This is a genomic window from Streptomyces sp. NPDC002742 (assembly GCF_042888885.1).
GTDB lineage: Bacteria > Actinomycetota > Actinomycetes > Streptomycetales > Streptomycetaceae > Streptomyces.
On sequence record NZ_JBIAQF010000006.1, the window covers coordinates 72,178 to 89,992 of the forward strand.

General features: G+C 71.5%; 10 protein-coding genes, 1 tRNA gene, 1 other RNA gene and 3 pseudogenes. 7 read left to right on the top strand and 8 right to left on the bottom strand.

All coding sequences use genetic code 11. The features are described from left to right. Window positions 1–49: 49 nt before the first annotated feature. From purD to ffs, 3 genes are all read right to left on the bottom strand, one after another. Window positions 50–1,312 (bottom strand): phosphoribosylamine--glycine ligase, encoded by a 1,263-nt coding sequence (gene purD, locus ACFYW8_RS11960; RefSeq protein ID WP_389071360.1) that lies wholly within the window; start codon window positions 1,310–1,312, stop codon window positions 50–52. 350 nt (window positions 1,313–1,662) lie between these two features. After that, window positions 1,663–4,014 (bottom strand): DNA polymerase III subunit gamma and tau, encoded by a 2,352-nt coding sequence (locus tag ACFYW8_RS11965; RefSeq protein ID WP_389071365.1) that lies wholly within the window; start codon window positions 4,012–4,014, stop codon window positions 1,663–1,665. Between the two features lie 152 nt (window positions 4,015–4,166). After that, window positions 4,167–4,265: signal recognition particle sRNA small type (gene ffs, locus ACFYW8_RS11970), an RNA gene on the bottom strand. Window positions 4,266–4,337: 72 nt separating this feature from the next. Between ffs and ACFYW8_RS11975 the strand changes: the two genes are divergently transcribed. After that, a tRNA-Ser gene (locus ACFYW8_RS11975) sits at window positions 4,338–4,425 on the top strand. A 62-nt stretch (window positions 4,426–4,487) separates the two neighbouring features. On the opposite strand, the pseudogene ACFYW8_RS11980 reads toward ACFYW8_RS11975, so the two are convergent. Further along, window positions 4,488–5,143 (bottom strand): annotated as a pseudogene (locus tag ACFYW8_RS11980) (tyrosine-type recombinase/integrase); the annotation flags it as partial. A 275-nt stretch (window positions 5,144–5,418) separates the two neighbouring features. Between ACFYW8_RS11980 and ACFYW8_RS11985 the strand changes: the two are divergent. The 3 genes and pseudogenes from ACFYW8_RS11985 to ACFYW8_RS11995 form a co-directional block, all read left to right on the top strand. Further along, complete coding sequence (locus ACFYW8_RS11985) at window positions 5,419–6,840, top strand: ATP-binding protein (protein ID WP_389071370.1); 1,422 nt, start codon at window positions 5,419–5,421, stop codon at window positions 6,838–6,840. Between the two features lie 296 nt (window positions 6,841–7,136). Continuing rightward, window positions 7,137–9,566, top strand: a complete 2,430-nt coding sequence (locus tag ACFYW8_RS11990) for a helicase-associated domain-containing protein (protein ID WP_389071375.1) — start codon at window positions 7,137–7,139, stop codon at window positions 9,564–9,566. Between the two features lie 55 nt (window positions 9,567–9,621). After that, window positions 9,622–9,753, top strand: a pseudogene (locus ACFYW8_RS11995) (VapC toxin family PIN domain ribonuclease); the annotation flags it as partial. Window positions 9,754–9,769: 16 nt separating this feature from the next. Here the strand turns inward: ACFYW8_RS11995 and ACFYW8_RS12000 are convergent. The 3 genes from ACFYW8_RS12000 to ACFYW8_RS12010 are packed head-to-tail and all read right to left on the bottom strand — an operon-like array spanning window position 9,770 to window position 14,516. Continuing rightward, on the bottom strand, window positions 9,770–11,743 hold the full coding sequence (locus ACFYW8_RS12000; protein WP_389071378.1) for a copper resistance CopC/CopD family protein: 1,974 nt from the start codon (window positions 11,741–11,743) through the stop codon (window positions 9,770–9,772). A gap of 42 nt (window positions 11,744–11,785) precedes the next feature. Beyond that, window positions 11,786–12,418 (bottom strand): GNAT family N-acetyltransferase, encoded by a 633-nt coding sequence (locus tag ACFYW8_RS12005; RefSeq protein WP_389071383.1) that lies wholly within the window; start codon window positions 12,416–12,418, stop codon window positions 11,786–11,788. Further along, a complete protein-coding gene (locus tag ACFYW8_RS12010) occupies window positions 12,387–14,516 on the bottom strand; it encodes a penicillin acylase family protein (RefSeq protein ID WP_389071388.1) in 2,130 nt (709 codons plus the stop codon). Before ACFYW8_RS12010 ends, ACFYW8_RS12005 begins: the two co-directional genes overlap by 32 nt. 134 nt (window positions 14,517–14,650) lie before the next feature. Between ACFYW8_RS12010 and ACFYW8_RS12015 the strand changes: the two are divergent. Next, window positions 14,651–14,779: pseudogene (locus ACFYW8_RS12015) on the top strand (Fe-S cluster assembly protein HesB); the annotation flags it as partial. A 175-nt stretch (window positions 14,780–14,954) separates the two neighbouring features. Here the strand turns inward: ACFYW8_RS12015 and ACFYW8_RS12020 are convergent. Continuing rightward, window positions 14,955–16,598, bottom strand: a complete 1,644-nt coding sequence (locus ACFYW8_RS12020) for a helicase HerA-like domain-containing protein (protein ID WP_389071391.1) — start codon at window positions 16,596–16,598, stop codon at window positions 14,955–14,957. Window positions 16,599–16,703: 105 nt separating this feature from the next. Here ACFYW8_RS12020 and ACFYW8_RS12025 point away from each other — a divergent pair, with 105 nt between their 5' ends. Together ACFYW8_RS12025 and ACFYW8_RS12030 are read left to right on the top strand one after the other, a co-directional pair. Then, window positions 16,704–17,000 (top strand): type II toxin-antitoxin system VapB family antitoxin, encoded by a 297-nt coding sequence (locus ACFYW8_RS12025; RefSeq protein ID WP_003999914.1) that lies wholly within the window; start codon window positions 16,704–16,706, stop codon window positions 16,998–17,000. Between the two features lie 90 nt (window positions 17,001–17,090). Further along, window positions 17,091–17,747, top strand: a complete 657-nt coding sequence (locus ACFYW8_RS12030) for a LytR C-terminal domain-containing protein (protein WP_389071398.1) — start codon at window positions 17,091–17,093, stop codon at window positions 17,745–17,747. Window positions 17,748–17,815 lie beyond the last annotated feature (68 nt).

The following is a 17,815-nucleotide window of genomic DNA, read 5'->3' on the forward strand; positions in this document are numbered from 1 at the left end:
CCCGGATTCCGTGCGGAATCCGGGGCCCGGTGATGCTATGGGGGCCGGGCTACGCCTCGGCCGCCTCTGCCGCCGCCTTGGCCGCGATGTCCGTGCGGTGCTGCGAACCGTCCAGGCCGATGCGGGCGACCGCCGCGTAGGCGCGCTCGCGGGCCTCGGTGAGACCGGATCCGATCGCCGTGACGGACAGGACGCGGCCGCCCGCGCTGACCACGGCTCCACCCTCGTTCCGGGTGCCGGCGTGCAGGACGTACGCGTGCGGGGCGTCCTCGGCGGCCACCGCGTCGAGCCCGGTGATCGGGTCGCCGGTACGCGGGGTTTCCGGGTAGTTGTGCGAGGCCACGACCACGGTGACCGCCGCGTTCTCGCTCCAGCGCAGCGGTTCCAGATCGGCGAGGGTGCCGTTCGCGGACGCCAGCAGGACACCGGCGAGCGGGGTCTTCAGCCGGGCGAGGACCACCTGGGTCTCGGGGTCGCCGAAGCGGGCGTTGAACTCGATGACCCGCACACCACGGCTGGTGATCGCCAGACCGGCGTACAGAAGTCCGGAGAACGGGGTGCCGCGGCGGCGCAGTTCGTCGACGGTCGGCTGGAGGACCGTCTCCATGACCTCCTCGACGAGCTTCGGGTCCGCCCAGGGCAGCGGCGAGTACGCGCCCATGCCGCCGGTGTTCGGGCCCTCGTCGCCGTCCAGCGCGCGCTTGAAGTCCTGGGCCGGCTGGAGCGGGACGACGGTCGTGCCGTCGGTGATCGCGAAGAGGGAGACCTCGGGACCGTCGAGGAACTCCTCGATCACGACGCGGTCGCAGGCGTTGGCGTGCGCCCGCGCCGCTTCGAGGTCGTCGGTCACGACGACGCCCTTGCCTGCCGCCAGTCCGTCGTCCTTCACGACGTACGGCGCTCCGAACGCGTCGAGCGCCTCCTCGACCTCCTCCGGCGTCGCGCAGACGTAGGAGCGTGCCGTGGGGACGCCGGCACCCGCCATCACGTCTTTCGCGAACGCCTTGGAACCCTCCAGCTGCGCGGCCTCCCCGGAGGGGCCGAAGCAGGGGATGCCCGCCGCGCGCACGGCGTCGGCGGCACCGGCGACCAGCGGGGCCTCCGGACCCACGATCACCAGCTCGGCGCCGAGCTCCGTGGCCAGCGCGGCCACGGCGGCGCCGTCGAGGGCGTCGACCGCGTGCAGCTCCGCCACCTCCGCGATCCCGGCGTTGCCGGGAGCGCAGTACAGGGCGGTGACGTCGGGGTCGAGGGACAGGGAGCGGCACAGGGCGTGTTCGCGGGCGCCACCACCGATGACAAGGACCTTCACGGGGTCAGCCTAACCGCCGCGGGCGGGTGCCCTTGTGGGGGCTTCCGAAGCAGAGGGGGTACGACGCTGGTGCGATCCTCCAAGAAGCAGGGTCCCGGATGCGCCGGGAGCGTCACCGAGAGGTGCTTCCGAGGCACGTCTGGCGCACTTCTGAGGCACTCGACTCACATCAGGCGCTTGGGTCCTCCGTCGGGGCGGCGTCCGCGGGTCCGAGGAACCGGGAGGCGGCCGTCCGCGGGTCCCGAGAACCGGCACGCGTCAGCCGGGGTCCCAGAAACCGAGAGCCGTCAGCCGTCAGCCGTCAGCTGCGGGTCCCAAGAACCGGGAGGCGGCGTCCGTGACCAGGCGCCTCACTCGTTCGTGATCTCCTCGACCACCGTCGCCCCGAGCTCGCGGACGATCAGCTCGTGGCCCGAGAGGGCGGACTCGTCCAGGTCGGGATCGTCGTCCTCCGGGGTGTCGTCCTCGGGGGCGACCGGCGGCGGCTCGTACGCAGGGGCCGGAGCGGACGCGGGCGCGGACATGCCCTGGCCCTGGGCGCGGCCCGCGGACTGGCCGGACTGCGGGGCCGAGGGCCCCGGGGCCGGAGCGGACGACTGCTGGGAGGCGGGGCGCTGGCCGGCCGGAGCCCCGCCGTAACCACCGCCTCCTCCAGCGCCGCCGACGCCGTACCCGCCTCCGCCACCGAACCCGCCGCCCGGCGGAGCGGTCGGCGGTGCCGAACCGCCCGAGGCGTCCACGATCGCCTCGACCTTCCACTGCACGTTGAACTGCTCGGCGAGCGCCTGCCGCAGCACGTCCTCGCTGCCGCTGCTCGCGAAGTTGTCCCGCGCCCCGGCGTTGACGAAGCCGATCTGGAGGGTCGTACCGTCGAAGGCCGTGACCTGCGCGTTCTGGCTGAGCAGGATCCAGGTGAACCGGCGGCGGTTCTTCACCGCCTCAAGAATGTTCGGCCACAGCATGCGGGGGTCCAGGCCCCCCGAGGCCGGTGGCGCCGCCGGAGCGGGAGCCTGGGGTGCTCCGTGCGCGGCGGCTGCGGGAGCGGGGGAGGCGGCGGGCGCCGGTGCGGATTGCGCGGGAGCCTGCCCGCTTCCCGCGGGCGTCGCCGTGGGCCAGCCGCCGGGGCGCCGCCCGCTGCCGGCGGCGGTCGTGGTGGGCCAGGCACCGGGCGCGGCCGCCGCGGGAGCACCGGCCGGCGGTGCCGTGGGCTGCTCGGGTGCCACGGGGGCGTACGAAGGCGCACTCGTCCGAGCCGGGGCGGTCGCGGGCGTCACGGGAGCGGGCGTCACGGGACCCACGGGAGCGGGCGTCACGGGTGCCGCTCCCGGCACGGCTCCGGCACCCTCACCGGCTGCCGCGGGCTCAGCTCCGTACCCCGCTCCGTGCCCTGGGCCCTGTCCCGCTCCCCGGGCCGCGGCACGGGCCGCCGCGGGGCCGCCGCCGGGAGGAACCGCCGGCCCGGCCTGCGGGACCGGCACCGCGCCGTGCGCCTCGGGTCCGGGCACGTAGCCCATGGCGGGCGCCGCACCACCGCCGGAGAAGTTCACTCCGCGCTCGATCCGGTCGAGCCGGGCCATGAGGGACCGCTCGTCCCCGTAGGCGGCGGGCAACAGGACGCGCGCGCAGATGAGTTCGAGCTGGAGGCGTGGCGAGGTGGCTCCGCGCATCTCCGTCAGCCCGTCGTTGACGAGGTCGGCGGCGCGGCTCAGCTCGGCGGCGCCGAATACCCCGGCCTGCGCCTGCATGCGCTCCACGACCTCGACCGGGGCGTCGATGAGGCCCTTCTCCGCCGCGTCCGGGACGGCCGCCAGGATCACCAGGTCCCGCAGCCGCTCCAGCAGGTCGGCGACGAACCGCCTCGGGTCGTTACCGCCTTCGATGACGGTGTCCACCACTTCGAACGCGGCGGCGCCGTCCCCCGCCGCGAACGCCTCGACGACGGCGTCCAGCAGGGAGCCTTCCGTGTACCCGAGCAGCGAGGTCGCCATGGCATACGTCACACCGGCCTCGGCGGCACCCGCGAGCAGCTGGTCCATCACGGACATGGAGTCACGCACGGACCCCGCTCCCGCCCGTACGACCAGGGGAAGCACGCCGTCCTCGACGGGGATCCCCTCCTGCCCGCAGACCTCGCCCAGGTAATGGCGCAGGGTGCCCGGCGGCACCAGCCGGAACGGGTAGTGGTGGGTCCGCGACCGGATCGTCCCGATGACCTTCTCGGGCTCGGTCGTGGCGAAGATGAACTTGAGGTGCTCCGGCGGTTCCTCGACGACCTTGAGCAGCGCGTTGAAACCGGCCGACGTGACCATGTGGGCCTCGTCGATGATGTAGATCTTGTACCGGCTGCTCGCGGGCCCGAAGAAGGCCTTTTCCCGCAGGTCACGGGCGTCGTCCACACCACCGTGCGAAGCGGCGTCGATCTCGATGACGTCGATGGATCCCCGGCCGTTGCGGGCGAGGTCCTGACAGGACTGACACTTCCCGCACGGGGTCGGCGTGGGCCCCTGCTCACAGTTCAGACAGCGGGCGAGGATGCGCGCGCTCGTGGTCTTGCCGCATCCGCGCGGACCGCTGAACAGGTACGCGTGATTGACCCGGTTGTTCCGCAGCGCCTGCTGCAACGGGTCGGTGACATGCTCCTGCCCGATGACCTCGGCGAACGACTCCGGGCGATAGCGGCGGTACAGCGCGAGAGACGACACGTCTACGAGGTTATAGGCGCCCACCGACAACGAGGACCGTCCTGAGCGCATCCCGGGCGCGACCCCGGCGGCATCCGGTCCCCGGCCGGCCCGACATCCGTCCCGGCGGCCCTCCGGCAACGCTTCGACGGCCGTCCAGCGGCCGTTCCGGGAACGCAAGCGCCCCCCACGCACCCGCCAGAGCCAACCTACCCTTGCTGCCTTCCGGCCCTGGGGGAGTTCAGTCAGATAGCGCCACGTGAGGGGCTCCGCAAAGAGTACAGGATGCCGGGGGTGGGGAACGAGTTCGCGAGCACTCCTCAACGTCTTGTATTGTTTGCCCCGGAGGATTCGCCTAGTGGCCTAGGGCGCACGCTTGGAAAGCGTGTTGGGGGCAACCCCTCACGAGTTCGAATCTCGTATCCTCCGCCAGTGCCTCACCGGGCACGATGTCGCAGGGCCCCACCGCAAGGTGGGGCCCTGCTTCGTTGTCCTCAGCCCTCGTTGTCCTGGTTTTTGTCCACAAGGGGTGCCGAGGGTCCCCAGATCGCATCGGCGATCTTCCGGGCGACGTCCTTGAGCATGGCGTCCGGAACGTGGAGGTACCGCGCCCGCATACGGGCCGACGCGCCCGGCTCCCATCCCATGATCCGGTCGATGACCCGGGCCGGGACACCGAGCAGCATGAGCACGGTGGCGGCGGTGTGCCGGGCGTCGTGGAGCCGGCCGCCAGGAGCCGCTTCCAGCCGCGACAGTCCGTGTTCGGACTCAGCGGGCCCCCTGACGCCCGGGTGAACACATAGTCCGACTCGGTCCACAGATCACCGGCCGCCTTGCGCTCACGGGCTTGCGTCTTGGCATGCGCGCGAAGCATCGAGACCATCGGGCCTGGCAGGGGAACGGCACGCCGACCGGCTCGGGACTTAGTGTTCTTGGTCTCGCGCCGGACCTGGACCTTGTCCGGGCAGTACCCCGCCTTCCGGTCGCACGGCGCGGCATCCGGGCACCCTTGCTCGCACCTGGGACGCAGACGGTTCCGCCGCAGCTTCAGGTACTCGTTGGCGAGGTCGGCGTCAGACCAGCGCAGTCCGAGCGTCTCGCCCTGCCGCAGTCCGAGCGCGAGCGCCGACATCCACCGGGCGCCGTTCCGCCCTCGCCCAGGACCACCCCGTCGGCTGACACACGCCATCGACACCGGTGCGGCCATCACGGTCGAGACATCGCCGCCTCGGGCAGCCGGACCGTACGCACCCTCAGCGACCTGGAACTCGACCCGCCCTGCCTCGACGCCTGGTGCCATGTGCGGGACGCCGAGCTCGTTTTTCACTGTCTCCCGGATCCACAGCGGTATACCCGAATGAAGAGGATGACAGTATCGCTAGGGATAGTATCTTCATCGATACTATCCCTGGCGGGAGGTTTGGCATGCGTCGTTTCATCGGGCGGGACCTCGAGTTGAACGTGCTCGGCAACGCCTTGCAGGCGGTTGACAATGCTGTCGGATCGGCGAAACCCGGTCAGTGCGTTCTCATGCGCGGAAGGCGGCGGGTCGGCAAGTCCAGCCTCGTCGAGGAGTTCCTCCGACGCGCCGGGACGCCGTACCTCTTCTTCACCGCGGCGGGCGGCACGGCAGAGGACGAACTGACGGAGCTGCTCGACGCCGTCGCCAGATCCACTCTGCCGGAGCGGGAACTGTTCTCGGAGGAGACTCCGGAGCAGTGGAATGCCGCCTTCAGGCTCCTTGCGGAGATCCTGCCCGACGACAGCCCGAGCGTGGTCGTCATTGATGAGGTTCCGTATCTCATGGACCGCATCGACGCCTTCGAGGGCATGCTCCAGCGGGCATGGGACCGTCTGCTCTGCCGCAAACCCGTACTGCTCCTCCTGGTCGGATCCGACCTGTCGATGATGGAGGCGCTGAACAGCTACGACCGCCCCTTCCATCAGCGCGGCCGCGAGATGGTCATAGGGCCGCTGAACCCTGCCGACATCGGCGAGATGCTCGGGCTGGAGCCGGCAGCCGCCTTCGATGCTGCCCTGATCACGGGCGGGCTGCCACTGATCTGTGCCGAGTGGCGGCCGGAAGCGGACGTCTGGGAGTTCCTCCGCGACTCGCTGGACAACCCGATCTCGGCGCTACTGGTCTCGGCAGAGCGCTCACTGGCCGCCGAGTTTCCACCGCGGGCGACGAGCGGGGAGGTCCTGCGGGCCATCGGAAGCGGGGAGCGGACCTTCACCAACATCGCGCGTGCCGCGGGCGGCATCGCCCACACCACTCTCACCCGGGCCACTGATGTCCTGACCGAGAAACGTGTCGTGGCCGCCGAGTTGCCACTCTCACTGCGGCCGTCGAAGGAACGCCGCTACCGCGTGGCCGACCCTTACCTGCGGTTCTGGCTCGCGTTCCTGGATCCGCACATGGCGGAGATCGAGCGAATGCGCGGGGATCTCACCCTGAGCCGGATCAAGGAGCAGTGGACGAGTTGGCGGGGGCGTGCAATCGAGCCGCTGGTCCGGGAATCCCTCGCCCGCCTCCTGCCCGACGAGTTCCTGCCCGCAACCCCGGCGATCGGCGGCTACTGGACCCGCAGCAACGATGTGGAAATCGACCTGGTCGGCGCCGACCGGCAGCCTGTGGCCAAGCAGTTGCTCTTCCTCGGCTCGGTCAAGTGGCTGGAGAACTCCGCGTTCGACAGCCACGACCTGGCCGCGCTGCACAAGCACCGGGCGGCGATCACCGACGAGCCCGTACCGCTGGTCGCGGTCTCCCGCAACGGAGTCAGCTGTTTCGGGCTCCAGGCGGCGTACGGCCCGGAGGAACTGCTCAGCGCCTGGCGCAGGGTGTGAGCAGAGGCTGGACTCCCATGGTTGCAGTTCTGGTTGCATTCGCCTCCGTCCAGCGCCGTCCGAAAGCTCCACCACTGCCGGTTCCACCGCAGGTCAGAACACCCCCACATGCCCCGGAACCCCCGGACGAACTTTTGGAAAGCGTGTTGGGGGCAACCCCTCACGAGGTGGGGATGCACCCCAGGCTCTGTCTTCGTACGGCATCCGCGGATCATGGAACTGCGCCATCCTTGACCTTGGCACCGAAGCAGCTTCGGCCCGCCTGTAACGTTCCCTGTCTGTCGAGGTGCACCCTCATGAAGTCCCGATCGACGCTTGCGACTTGGCTGAGCGAACTCGACCGTTCCCGCCTGGCACGCGTACTCGCCATGCGGAAGGACGCGGCCTCCTCTCCGGAACCACGCTCGGTGGGGGAACTGGCGGACCGTCTCCAACGTCCGGGGTCCGTGGCACTCGTCCTGCCGCAACTCACGCTGCCGTGCTTGCAGGCCGCCGAGGCGCTGGCAGCCCTGGGAGCCCGAGCGACCCGGGACACCCTCGCGGAGTTGCTCGGCTCGACATCCCCTGCGGGGGTGCACGCGCTGGACGCGACCCTGGAGGCACTGTCGGATCGGGCGCTCGTGTGGCACGACGGCAACGAGGCACTCCACATGCCTACGCCCTTGCGGCAGGCGTGGAGCACGCCCCTGGGACTTGACGCCCCGCTGGAAGAGCTGCTGGCCGGCACCACCTCGGAGGAACTGCGCGGCATGCTGGCGGTCCTGGATATCAAGCCACCCGGCACCAAGCAGCAGCGACTCGCGGCTCTGGTCGAGCATCACAGTGACGCGGAACGGGTCGCCGCGTTGGTGGCTCAAGCGCCGGCGGCCACACGGAAGTTGCTTGAGCAGAGCGCCGGGTCCATGCCGCGCCAGTCACTGTTCGTCGTGTTCGGGGCTCCTGGCCGCGACCTCCAACCAGGCGCCCGATGGGCACTCGACCGCGGGCTTCTGCTCCAGGACCGTCACCGGTACGGGCCCGTCCGGATGCCGGTCGAGGTGGCCTTGGCTCTGCGGGGCCCCGATTGGCACGCTCCGTTCGAACCTCTGCCGCCCGTCACACGGTCGGTGCCCATCACCTCCTCCGAGGTGGAGCGGGAGGCCGCGGTGGCCGCCACCGCGTTCGCGGCCCATGCCGCCTCCGTCCTTTCGGCATGCGCGACCGCTCCACCGACCCGGCTGAAGTCGGGCGGGGTCGGCGCGCGTGAACTGGCCCGGCTCGGCAAGGCCGCCCAAGCGGACGACGCCGTCGTACGCATCGTCCTGGAGACCGCGTACGCCGCCGGACTGCTTGCCCGCGACGGCGATCGCGTACCTCCCACCGAGGCGTACGACGCCTGGGCCGAGCAGGAACCCGCAGAACAGCTCGCCGTACTGCTCCGGGCATGGCGGGACCTGCCGCTCACCCCCACCCGGGCGCGCGACGAAGACAGCAAGGCGCTTCCCGCGCTCGCCGGTGCGCCTGGCTGCGGCGGCTGCCTGCAGGCCCGCCACGGGCTGCTCACGGCGGCAGCGGGGCTCCCGGCAGGACAAGGGGTGAAGGCCGCCTCGGAGCTGGGGCCGCTCGTGGCCTGGCACCGTCCGCTCGCCGACGACGCCTCGCCCCCCGACACGGCGCCGTTCAGCACCGTGATCCGCGAAGGCGAACTGCTGGGCGTGCTGGCACGGGGTGCGCTGTCCCCACTCGGTGCCCACCTGGCGGCCCACGCCGACGAAGAGCTCGACAGCACGGCCCGGCGGTTGCTGCCCCCCGCGACCACGACGGCCCGGATCGGCGCCGACCTCACTGCCGTCGTCACCGGCACTCCGTCCGCGCGACTCGCAACGCTGCTGGATTCGACGGCCGACCGGGAGACCAGTGGCACGGCCTCGGTATGGCGCTTCAGTGCCGGCAGTATCCGCCGGGCCCTGGACGCCGGCCGCACCCCGGACGACATCACAGCCGACCTGGCAGCCGGCTCCGCCACAGCCCTGCCGCAGCCGCTGACCTATCTCATCGCCGACACCGCACGAGGTCACGGACGGGTCCGCATCGCCCCCGCGGCCTGCGTCATCCACGGCGACGAACCCGCGCTCCTCGCCGAACTCGCCGCCCACCGAGCGCTGTCCAAGCTCTCCCTACGGCAGCTCGCCCCGACGGTGCTGGTCAGCGGCAGCCAACCCGCGACGACTCTCGCCGCTCTCCGTGCCGCGGGCTACGCCCCGGTCTCCGAGACAGCCGGGGGAACGGTACGCATCGAAAAGAGCCTGCCACAGAGGGCCGCCGCTGCCGTCCCGCCCCCGCGAAGGAACGTGGGGCGGCGCGGCCCCCGGGCCACCACAACCCGTGCCTCGGACATGCCCACCGACGCCGGGATGGACGTCCTGGCCGACCGGCTGCTCAAGGCCCCGCCGACAGCGCCGGAACCCGACCCGTTCGGCAGCGGAGTGCCTTTCGCGACGGACACCGAGGAGATCGTCGCCGGATACGCGAAGCACCTGTCGTACAGCGACGTCCGCCAGGTCGCCCATGCCATCGACACCGGCGGCGCCATCACGGTCGAGTACATCGCCACCTCGGGCAACCGGACCGTACGCACCCTCAGCGACCTGGAACTCGACCCGCCCTACCTCGACGCCTGGTGCCACCTGCGCGAAGCGGAACGCGTCTTCACTCTCTCCCGCATCCACGGCGTGATGCCCGCGTAGGACTCGGCGGCCAAGCCGGGTACCCGGGCGTGCCACCTCGCGGGCACAGCGCGGGCACAGCGCCCGGTCGGCCGCCGACAGGGCGCGCGGCATCGAGGACATGCGACTGGTCTTCGGTCGGGTTCCCGTCGACGACCGCGCCTACGACCGCGCCCGGCAGGTCCGGGAAGCCCTCACCAAACAGGGAATCCTCCGTCGGCGCCTCAGCCGATCTTCACTGTCTTCGAGACCGTGACCTCGTCGATGTCGGTGGTGCGGACCGTGACCTTCATGGTCCAGGTGCCGGGGAGCGGAAGAGTGAGGCCGTCCGATGTCCAGTAGCCGCCCTTGTCGGTGATCTCCGCGTCGATCGGGCCGACCTTCTGGGATTCCAGGGTGAAGGTGAGGCGCAGTTCGGGGACGGTCACGAAGCCGCCGTCGGGGCCGATGATCACGGCCTGCACGGAGTTCTCGCCCACCCGGCCCGGGGACAGCTCGATCTGGACCTTGCCGTGGCCGCCGGGGGTGCCGACGTCGAAGGGCACGAGTGTCGTCGTCGAGGTCGGCCGGTCCGCGGCCACGACTGCGGCGGCGGTCTCCGTGGCCGCGCGGCCCGGCTGGGTCCCGGTCAGCATCGTCGTGATCATCAGCACCAGGATGCCGATGGCGACCTCCGCGAGCACGGAGCGGCGCAGACCCCGGTGATGCGCGGTACCCCCCGGAGCATCCGTCGGCCCGCCTTCCGCCGAGGCGCCTCCCTCCGAGGCGCGTCCCGCCGATCCGTCTCCGGCCGATCCGTCTCCCGTTCGGCCCTCTCCCCTTGGTTCCTCTCCCGGGGCGTCCTTCCGGGCGCCCGCGTCCTCGCTTCCGTGCTTCTCCTGTACGTCGCCGGTGAGCGCGACCGTGTCCGCCGGCGCCCCGGCCGTCACCGCGACCGCGACACGTTCGGCGGGGACGGTGGCGGAGGTCTCCGTCATCGCCATCCGGGCCGTCCAGCGGCGCGAGAACGCGGCCGCCGCCAGCAGCAGCGAGACGCCGGCGAGTTTGACGACCAGGAGCCTGCCGTACGACGTCGAGGTCAGGGCGTCCCAGGAACCGAGGCCGCGCCAGGACTGGTAGACGCCGGTGATCGCGAGGACCGCGACCGAGGTGAGGGCGAGCCGGGAGAAGCGGGTGACGACGGCCGGGGGGATCGGTTCGGCGGGGCGGTGGAGGACGGTCAGCAGAGCGGCCAGGCCGCCGAGCCACACCGCCATGGCGAGCAGATGCAGCACGGCGGAGACCATCGCCACGGGGACCTGGATCCCGGCGGAGGCGTGCTCGGCGGCGGCCCAGGTGACCGCGAGGGCCAGCGAGAACAGTCCGCCGAGCACGAGGACGCCACGGCCCGACTCCCGGTCGCGTACCGGCGCACGCAGGGGCACGAAGGCCGCAGCGGCGAGCAGCGCCAGCCGCGCCACCAGCACGATTCCGGGCCGGCTCGTCAGGGTTTCGCTCAGGATCGCCGGGTCGAAGGCCCCGCCCACACCTGTGCCGCGCTCGTAGGGACCGCGCAGCAGGAGCAGCGCGAACGTGGAGCCGAGCAGGGTCCACCAGCCGGTGACCAGCAGACGGCGTACGGATCCGGGGAAGCCGCAGGCCAGGACGAAGGTGGCTGTGCCGATGAGCAGGGCGAGTCCGCTGTACGCGGCGTAGCGGGCGATGTCGTAGAGAGCGGCGGAAGCGGGGTTCCCGCCGGTCGGCGGCAGTGGCGCGGGGGTCGTGGAGGGTTTGCCGATGGAGAAGGTGAAGGCGCCGGAGACCGGGTGGCTGTCCGCCGAGACGACCCGCCAGGCCACGGTGAACGTGCCGGTGCCCAGGCCGCGCGGCAAGGTGACGCGTGCGGTGTCGGAGCGGCCGTCCGCGTGGCTCGGTTCGCCGGTGTGGACGCGCCGGTTCTCCGGGGTGAGCACGCGGAAGGAGTCGTCGAGCAGGCCGATCGACTCACTGAACGTCAGGGTCACCTGGCGTGGCGCCGACTTCAGCACGCTGCCGTCCTGCGGGTCGGTGCCCGTGAGCGCCGCGTGGGCGGACGCGCCGCCCACGCCCCCGAAGAGCACCAGCACCAGCACGCTGCCCAGCAGGGCCAGCACCCGTGCGCCGAGCCGTCGCCGGTCTCGCTGCCCGCTTCCGTTCACACGCCGTCTCCGTATCCGCATGTGCAGAGTCTCGGTTACGTACGGACGGGGGCCGCGTCCGGCTCACCTCGGCGCTGTCGGACCCTTCTCGAAGGCCTCCCGTGTCAGGAAGGCGAGCCGGGCGTGCTTCTCGGGGAGGTGGACCTCGGGCAGGTCGATCTCGGGGAGCACGATGTCCCCGGCGGGGACGAAACCCTGCCGGGTCAGACGGGCGATGGCCTTGGCGTTGCGGGCGTCGGGTTCCACCACGGCCCGCTGCCGGTCGAGTCCGGTCAGGGCGTACGTCAGGAACGCCGCCAGCAGCGTGGAGGACCAGCCCGGCCTCTCTGCGGCGCCGGGTGCCGGGGGTCCGATCAGCAGGTGGACGCCGATGTCGCCGGGCAGGACCTCGTAGCACTCGGAGACCCGGTCGGCCTCGGGCTCGTAGGTCTGGAAGAGCGCGGCGGGTACGCCGTCCTTGACGGTGAGGAAGGCGTGGTGGGTGTCGAGCGAGTCGAGGTGGAGATAGGTCTCCAGTACCTGCTGCTTCGTGAACCCGGTCATGCCCCAGTAGGCGGCCCGCTCCTCGGTGACCCAGCCGTGCAGGACGTCGAGGTCGGCGTGCGGGTCCACGGGCAGCACCCGGACCGTGCCGAACCCGTCGACCCGCCGCTCGTGAACGGCCTCACGGGCGCCGCCGTACGTCGCGGTGGCCATAGCTCTCGTCGCTCTCGTCGCTCTCATCGCTCTCCTTGGTCAGCGTGTTCCAGTCGGTGATCACCGGGGCGAGATCTCCCTTGAGCCACAAGGGGAGTTGGTCGCGGTGGTGGGCCGTTCCGGGAACGCCGTCGGCCCCGAACGGGACCACCCAGAGGCTGTTGTCCCGTTCGGCGAGGTCCCAGACGTACCGGGCGGCGGATCCGCGGGCGCTCAGGTCGGTCAGTCCGGGCACCGACGAGGTGGACAGGACGCAGTCGTTGTCGCCGGACAGGGCCGGTTCGTCGTACGCGGTGTCGGTGAGCGCTCGCCAGGGGGCGAGGCGATGGGTGTCGCCCCAGGTGCTTGCCCCGGGCCGGGCGGCCACCTCCTCGACGGCCGCGCGCAGCACGTCGTCGCGGTCGACGCCGTACAACTCCCGTGCGGTCAGCAGATTTTCGAGGGCGAATGCGACGCGCGGGGTGAGGGCGAGCCAGGGCAGGAAGACGGCCGGGTGGGCGGGCGGCTCGGCCAGCACGGCCAGGGCGGGGTGGGCCGCGAGCCGTCGTACGACGGCGCCGCGTACTCGCGCGTACAGCGCCGCCGTGCGGCTGTCGGCGTCCATGTGGCGGTTCCAGCGCAGGAGTCGGTCCCTGATCCCGGCGGCGGCAGCGGAGAGTTCCAGTGCGGGCAATCGGTCCAACAGGGCTGCTGCGGAGGCGAGATGGGTGTCCATGTGGATGGCCCGCATGTCCCGCGCCGACCACTTCGTGCCCGCGTCGAGCAGTTGTCGGATGCGGGCGGCGCGGTGCGGCGGCGCGAACTCGACGCCGAGCGGGGCCGCGGGACCGCGTTGGTTCGCCATCACGGCGAGGCCGTCGTCGACCGGGCCGTACGGCATCTCGTGCCATCCGGTCCACTCGTGTCCGGCCTCCCAGGCGGGCACCACCCGGGTGCGGCCGGCCGTGGCGCGGACCGGGACCCTGCCCGCGACGCGGTGCAGCACTCCGCCCTCGGTGTCGGCGGCCTGCACGACGTTCACCGGCTCGGCCCAGGCGTCGAACGCCCGGTCCACGTCGGCGACCCGGCGGGCGCGCAGCAGCGGGAGGAGCGCGCCGAAGCCGAGGTCCCGTGTCACGCGGGGCGGGTAGCGGAGACTGACGGACTCCTCGGCGCCGACGCCCCCGATCACCACGGGACCGCGTGCCGTCTCGATCACCTCGACCTCGACGGGTTCACCGCCGGCCACCTCCACCCGCTCCACGTGCCGTGCCGCGGCCCGCCACACGCCGTCGGGACCGAGGGCCTCGACAGCCGGTCCGTCTCCGGCGCCTTCCCCGGCGTCCACGCGTCGCAGCCGCTCCCGGTAGAGGTCCTGGTAGTCGGCCATCGCGTTGGTGATCGCCCAGGCGACGGTTCCGGTGTGGGCGAAGTGGGCGATGCCGGGAACGCCGGGGACGGCGAGGCCGACGACGTCGAACTCCGGGCAGGAGAGGTGGATCTGCTGGTAGACGCCGGGGTCCTCGATGAAGCGGTGCGGGTCACCGGCGATCAGCGCCTGTCCGGTGGCGGTGCGTTCCCCGCTCACCAGCCATCCGTTGCTCCCGGCCGTGCCCGGCCCGTCCATGGCGAACAGGCCGACCGCTTCCGGGCCCAGCCGCAGTACGGCCTCCTCGCGCCACAGCTTGGCGGGGAACCCGGCGAAGAGGATGTGCGTGCCGAGCCAGACTCCCAGCGGACTCCACGGTTCCCAGCGTCCGGGAGTGAGCCCGCTCGCCGTGAACCCGGGCGCGCGGGCGGCCCCTTCGGCCAGTCCGGCGTTGACCCCGTCGACGTACGCGACGACCCACGCGGCGGTCTCGGGGTCCCGCTCCTCCAGTGCCTCGAAGCAGCGTCGCGCGGTGTCGTCGAGCCGGGCCTGTCGTGCGAAGCGGTCCCAGCCGACGGACTCCGCGCCGAGGAACGCGGCCGAGGTGCCCTGGGAGCGGTGCCGTTCCACTTCCAGCTGCCAGGCCCGGTCCCGGGCCGTGACCCGGCCCTGGGCGTGGGCGAGTTCACGTGCGCTGCCGGCGCGCAGGTGCGGGATGCCCCAGGTGTCACGGTAGATCTCGGCGGTCACGATCCATCCTCACTCGCGTCAGGTTAGGCTAACCTAACTTAGTCTCTCCGGGATCGTCCTTCCGGGGGTGAGGACCGGTGAATCCGGGCGGCCACGGCCGAGCGTCCCGCCTCCGCACGCGAGATCATCGATCCATGGACGTCAGGCTTCACCTCTCCCAGCAGCCCGAGGCCGACGAGCTGCTCGGCCGCAGCCCTCTCGCGGCCCTGGTCGGCATGCTGCTGGACCAGCAGGTGCCTATGGAGTGGGCCTTCGCGGGGCCGGTGATCCCCCACTCCCGGCACCGTGCTCCCACCCGCCAGAACACAGGTCCCCCTGTCCCGGCCGGGCTCTTCCCTCCCCGGGCAGGGGACCCCTCCCTCACTGCGCGGGCGGCGCCCTCTCAAGGCCGCTCCAGCGCCCCGGACCCTCGCTCCGCGAGCGCCCGAGAGGCTGGAATCAGCGCCGCTTCCGTGCCGTCCCGAAGATCGATCGGGTGATCTCCCGCCCGATCTGCGTACCCACCGACCGGGCCAGGGACTTGAACAGCCCGCTGCCGACGACCTGTTCGACGACGGAGGCGTCCTCCCTGGGACGGCTCCGGCCCCCGGGGCCGGCGGCCTCGGGCGCCGGCCCCGGCCGCGCCGGAGGCGACGAGGGTGCCCGCGCCCCGGGGGCCGGCCCGTCGCCGGTCCGTCCCGCCGTCAGCTTCTCGTACGCCGACTCCCTGTCCACCGCGTGCGCGTACCGCCCGTACAACGGCGACTCGTTCACCGCCTGATCGAGCGCGCCCGCCTCCAGCGGCCCCATCAGCGACCGCGGCGCGCGCAGCCGGGTCACCGCGACCGGCGTCGGAGCACCCTTCTCGCTCAGCACGGTGACCACGGCCTCGCCGGTGCCCAGGCCCATGAGGACCTCTTCGAGGTCGTACGGGGAGTCGGGGAACGTCTTCACGGTGGCCTTCAGCGCCTTCTGGTCGTCCGGGGTGAAGGCGCGCAGCGCGTGCTGGACGCGGTTGCCGAGCTGGGCGAGGACATCCCCCGGAACGTCCTTCGGCGTCTGCGTCACGAAGAAGACGCCGACCCCTTTCGAGCGAATGAGCCGGACGGTCTGCGTGATCGAGTCCAGGAAGGCCTTCGACGCGTCGCCGAAGAGCAGATGGGCCTCGTCGAAGAAGAAGACGAGCTTCGGCCTGTCCACGTCGCCGACTTCCGGGAGGTCGTGGAAGAGATCGGCGAGCAGCCACATCAGGAACGTCGAGAAGAGCTGCGGTCTGTCCTGTACAGCGGGCAGTTCGAGGACCGACACCACACCCCGGGCGTCCGGCGTCGTACGCGTCAGCTCGCTCGTGTCGAACTCCGGCTCCCCGAAGAAGGGGCTCATGCCCTGTGCCTCGAAGGCCGTGAGGGAGCGCAGGATGACGCCCGCCGTGGCGGTGGAAAGACCGCCGATCCCCTTCAGTTCCGGCTTGCCCTCGTCCGAGGTCAGAAAAGCGACGACCGCGCGCAGGTCTTTGAGGTCGACCAGTTCCAGGCCCTTCTGGTCGGCGTAGTGGAAGATCAGGCCGAGCGACTGCTCCTGGGTCCGGTTGAGCTGGAGCACCTTGGACAGCAGCACCGGCCCGAAGCTGGTGACCGTGGCGCGTACGGGAATGCCGTGGCCGAGGCCGCCGAGCGCGTAGAACTCCGCCGGACAGCCGCCCGGTGTCCATTCCTGGTGGACCTCCCGGGCCCGCTCCTGGACCTTCTTCCCCGGCTCGCCCGGCGCCGAGATCCCGGAGACGTCACCCTTGACGTCGGCGAGGAAGACGGGGACGCCCTGGGCCGACAGCTGCTCGGCGATCAGCTGGAGCGTCTTGGTCTTGCCGGTGCCGGTGGCGCCCGCGACCAGGCCGTGCCGGTTGAGCATCGGCAACGGGATGCGGATCTGCGCGTCGGGCAGGCAGGTCCCGTCCCAGAGCAGCGCGCCGAGATCGAGGGCCGGACCCGCGAAGGCGTAGCCGGCGGCGATCTCCAGGGCTTCACGCGGGAGCGCGGGGGCGCCGGCCACCCGCTCGGAAACGGTCTCAGCGGCAGCCGACGGCATGGTCTCGCTGTCACTCATATCAGACCCCTGTTCCCGATTTGCAAGGATTTACGACATCTTTTCCAGCGTCGCACTCCGTCGCCATGGCTGCGCCCGGAAGGTCTTGACCGGTAGGCTTTCCGTGTGATCTTCAAGCGCATCGGAAACGGCCGGCCGTACCCCGACCACGGCCGGGAAAGCACCCGGCAGTGGGCGGACGTCGCGCCGCGCCCGGTCCGCCTCGATCAGCTCGTGACGACCAAGGGCCAGCTGGACCTGGAGACCCTCCTCGCCGAGGACTCCACCTTCTACGGCGACCTCTTCGCCCACGTCGTCAAGTGGCAGGGCGATCTGTACCTGGAGGACGGCCTGCACCGCGCCGTCCGCGCCGCGCTCCAGCAGCGTCAGGTGCTGCACGCGCGCGTTCTTGAACTGGACTAATGGCCACGGCTTGACCCCAATGGGTTGAACTGAACGCCGGGCAATGATCATCTAGTAGGCATTGGCGCCCCGGCGCACTACGCTGCGCCCATGAGCATGCTTACTCCCCCTGGCATGGGTGGCCAGTATCGGATCACGGGGGACAAGTACCCGCGGATGCGCCGACCCCGTGGGCGTCGCAAGTTCGTGTTGGTGAGCGTCGCTTCCGTCACCGCACTCGGTCTGGTCGGGTGGGGGACCCTGCAACTCATCGACATCTACACGGGCGGCAGCAAGGCCTCTGCCGCGGGCACCAAGGCGGACTGCGCCACGAAGGTCACGCCCTCGGCGAAGCCCTCCACGGCCGCCGCCGTGGCCGCCACGCTGCCCAAGCCCGCCCAGATCACAGTGAACGTCTTCAACGCGACGCCCCGCAGCGGGCTCGCCAAGCAGACGGCGGACGAGCTGAAGAAGCGCGGCTTCAAGATCGGCGACGTGGGCAACGCGACGGCCGCCTACGACAAGAAGGTCACGGGCGCCGGGCTGCTGCTCGGCGCCAAGGCCGCCGACCAGGCCGCGCTGCCCGTCCTCAACACCCAGCTCCCCGGTGCCCAGCTGAAGACCGACGGCCGCGCCCAGGCCACCACGGTCGACCTCATCATCGGCACCGGTTTCAAGACGCTGACGAAGAAGGCGGATGCCGACAAGGCGCTGACCGTCCTGGCTCAGCCCGAACCGGCACCCACCACCTCGAAGAAGAGCTGCTGACTCCGGGACCGCTCCCGGAAGAAGCCGCTGCCCCCGGAGCCGGGCTCGAAGGAAGAGCCGCCGACTCC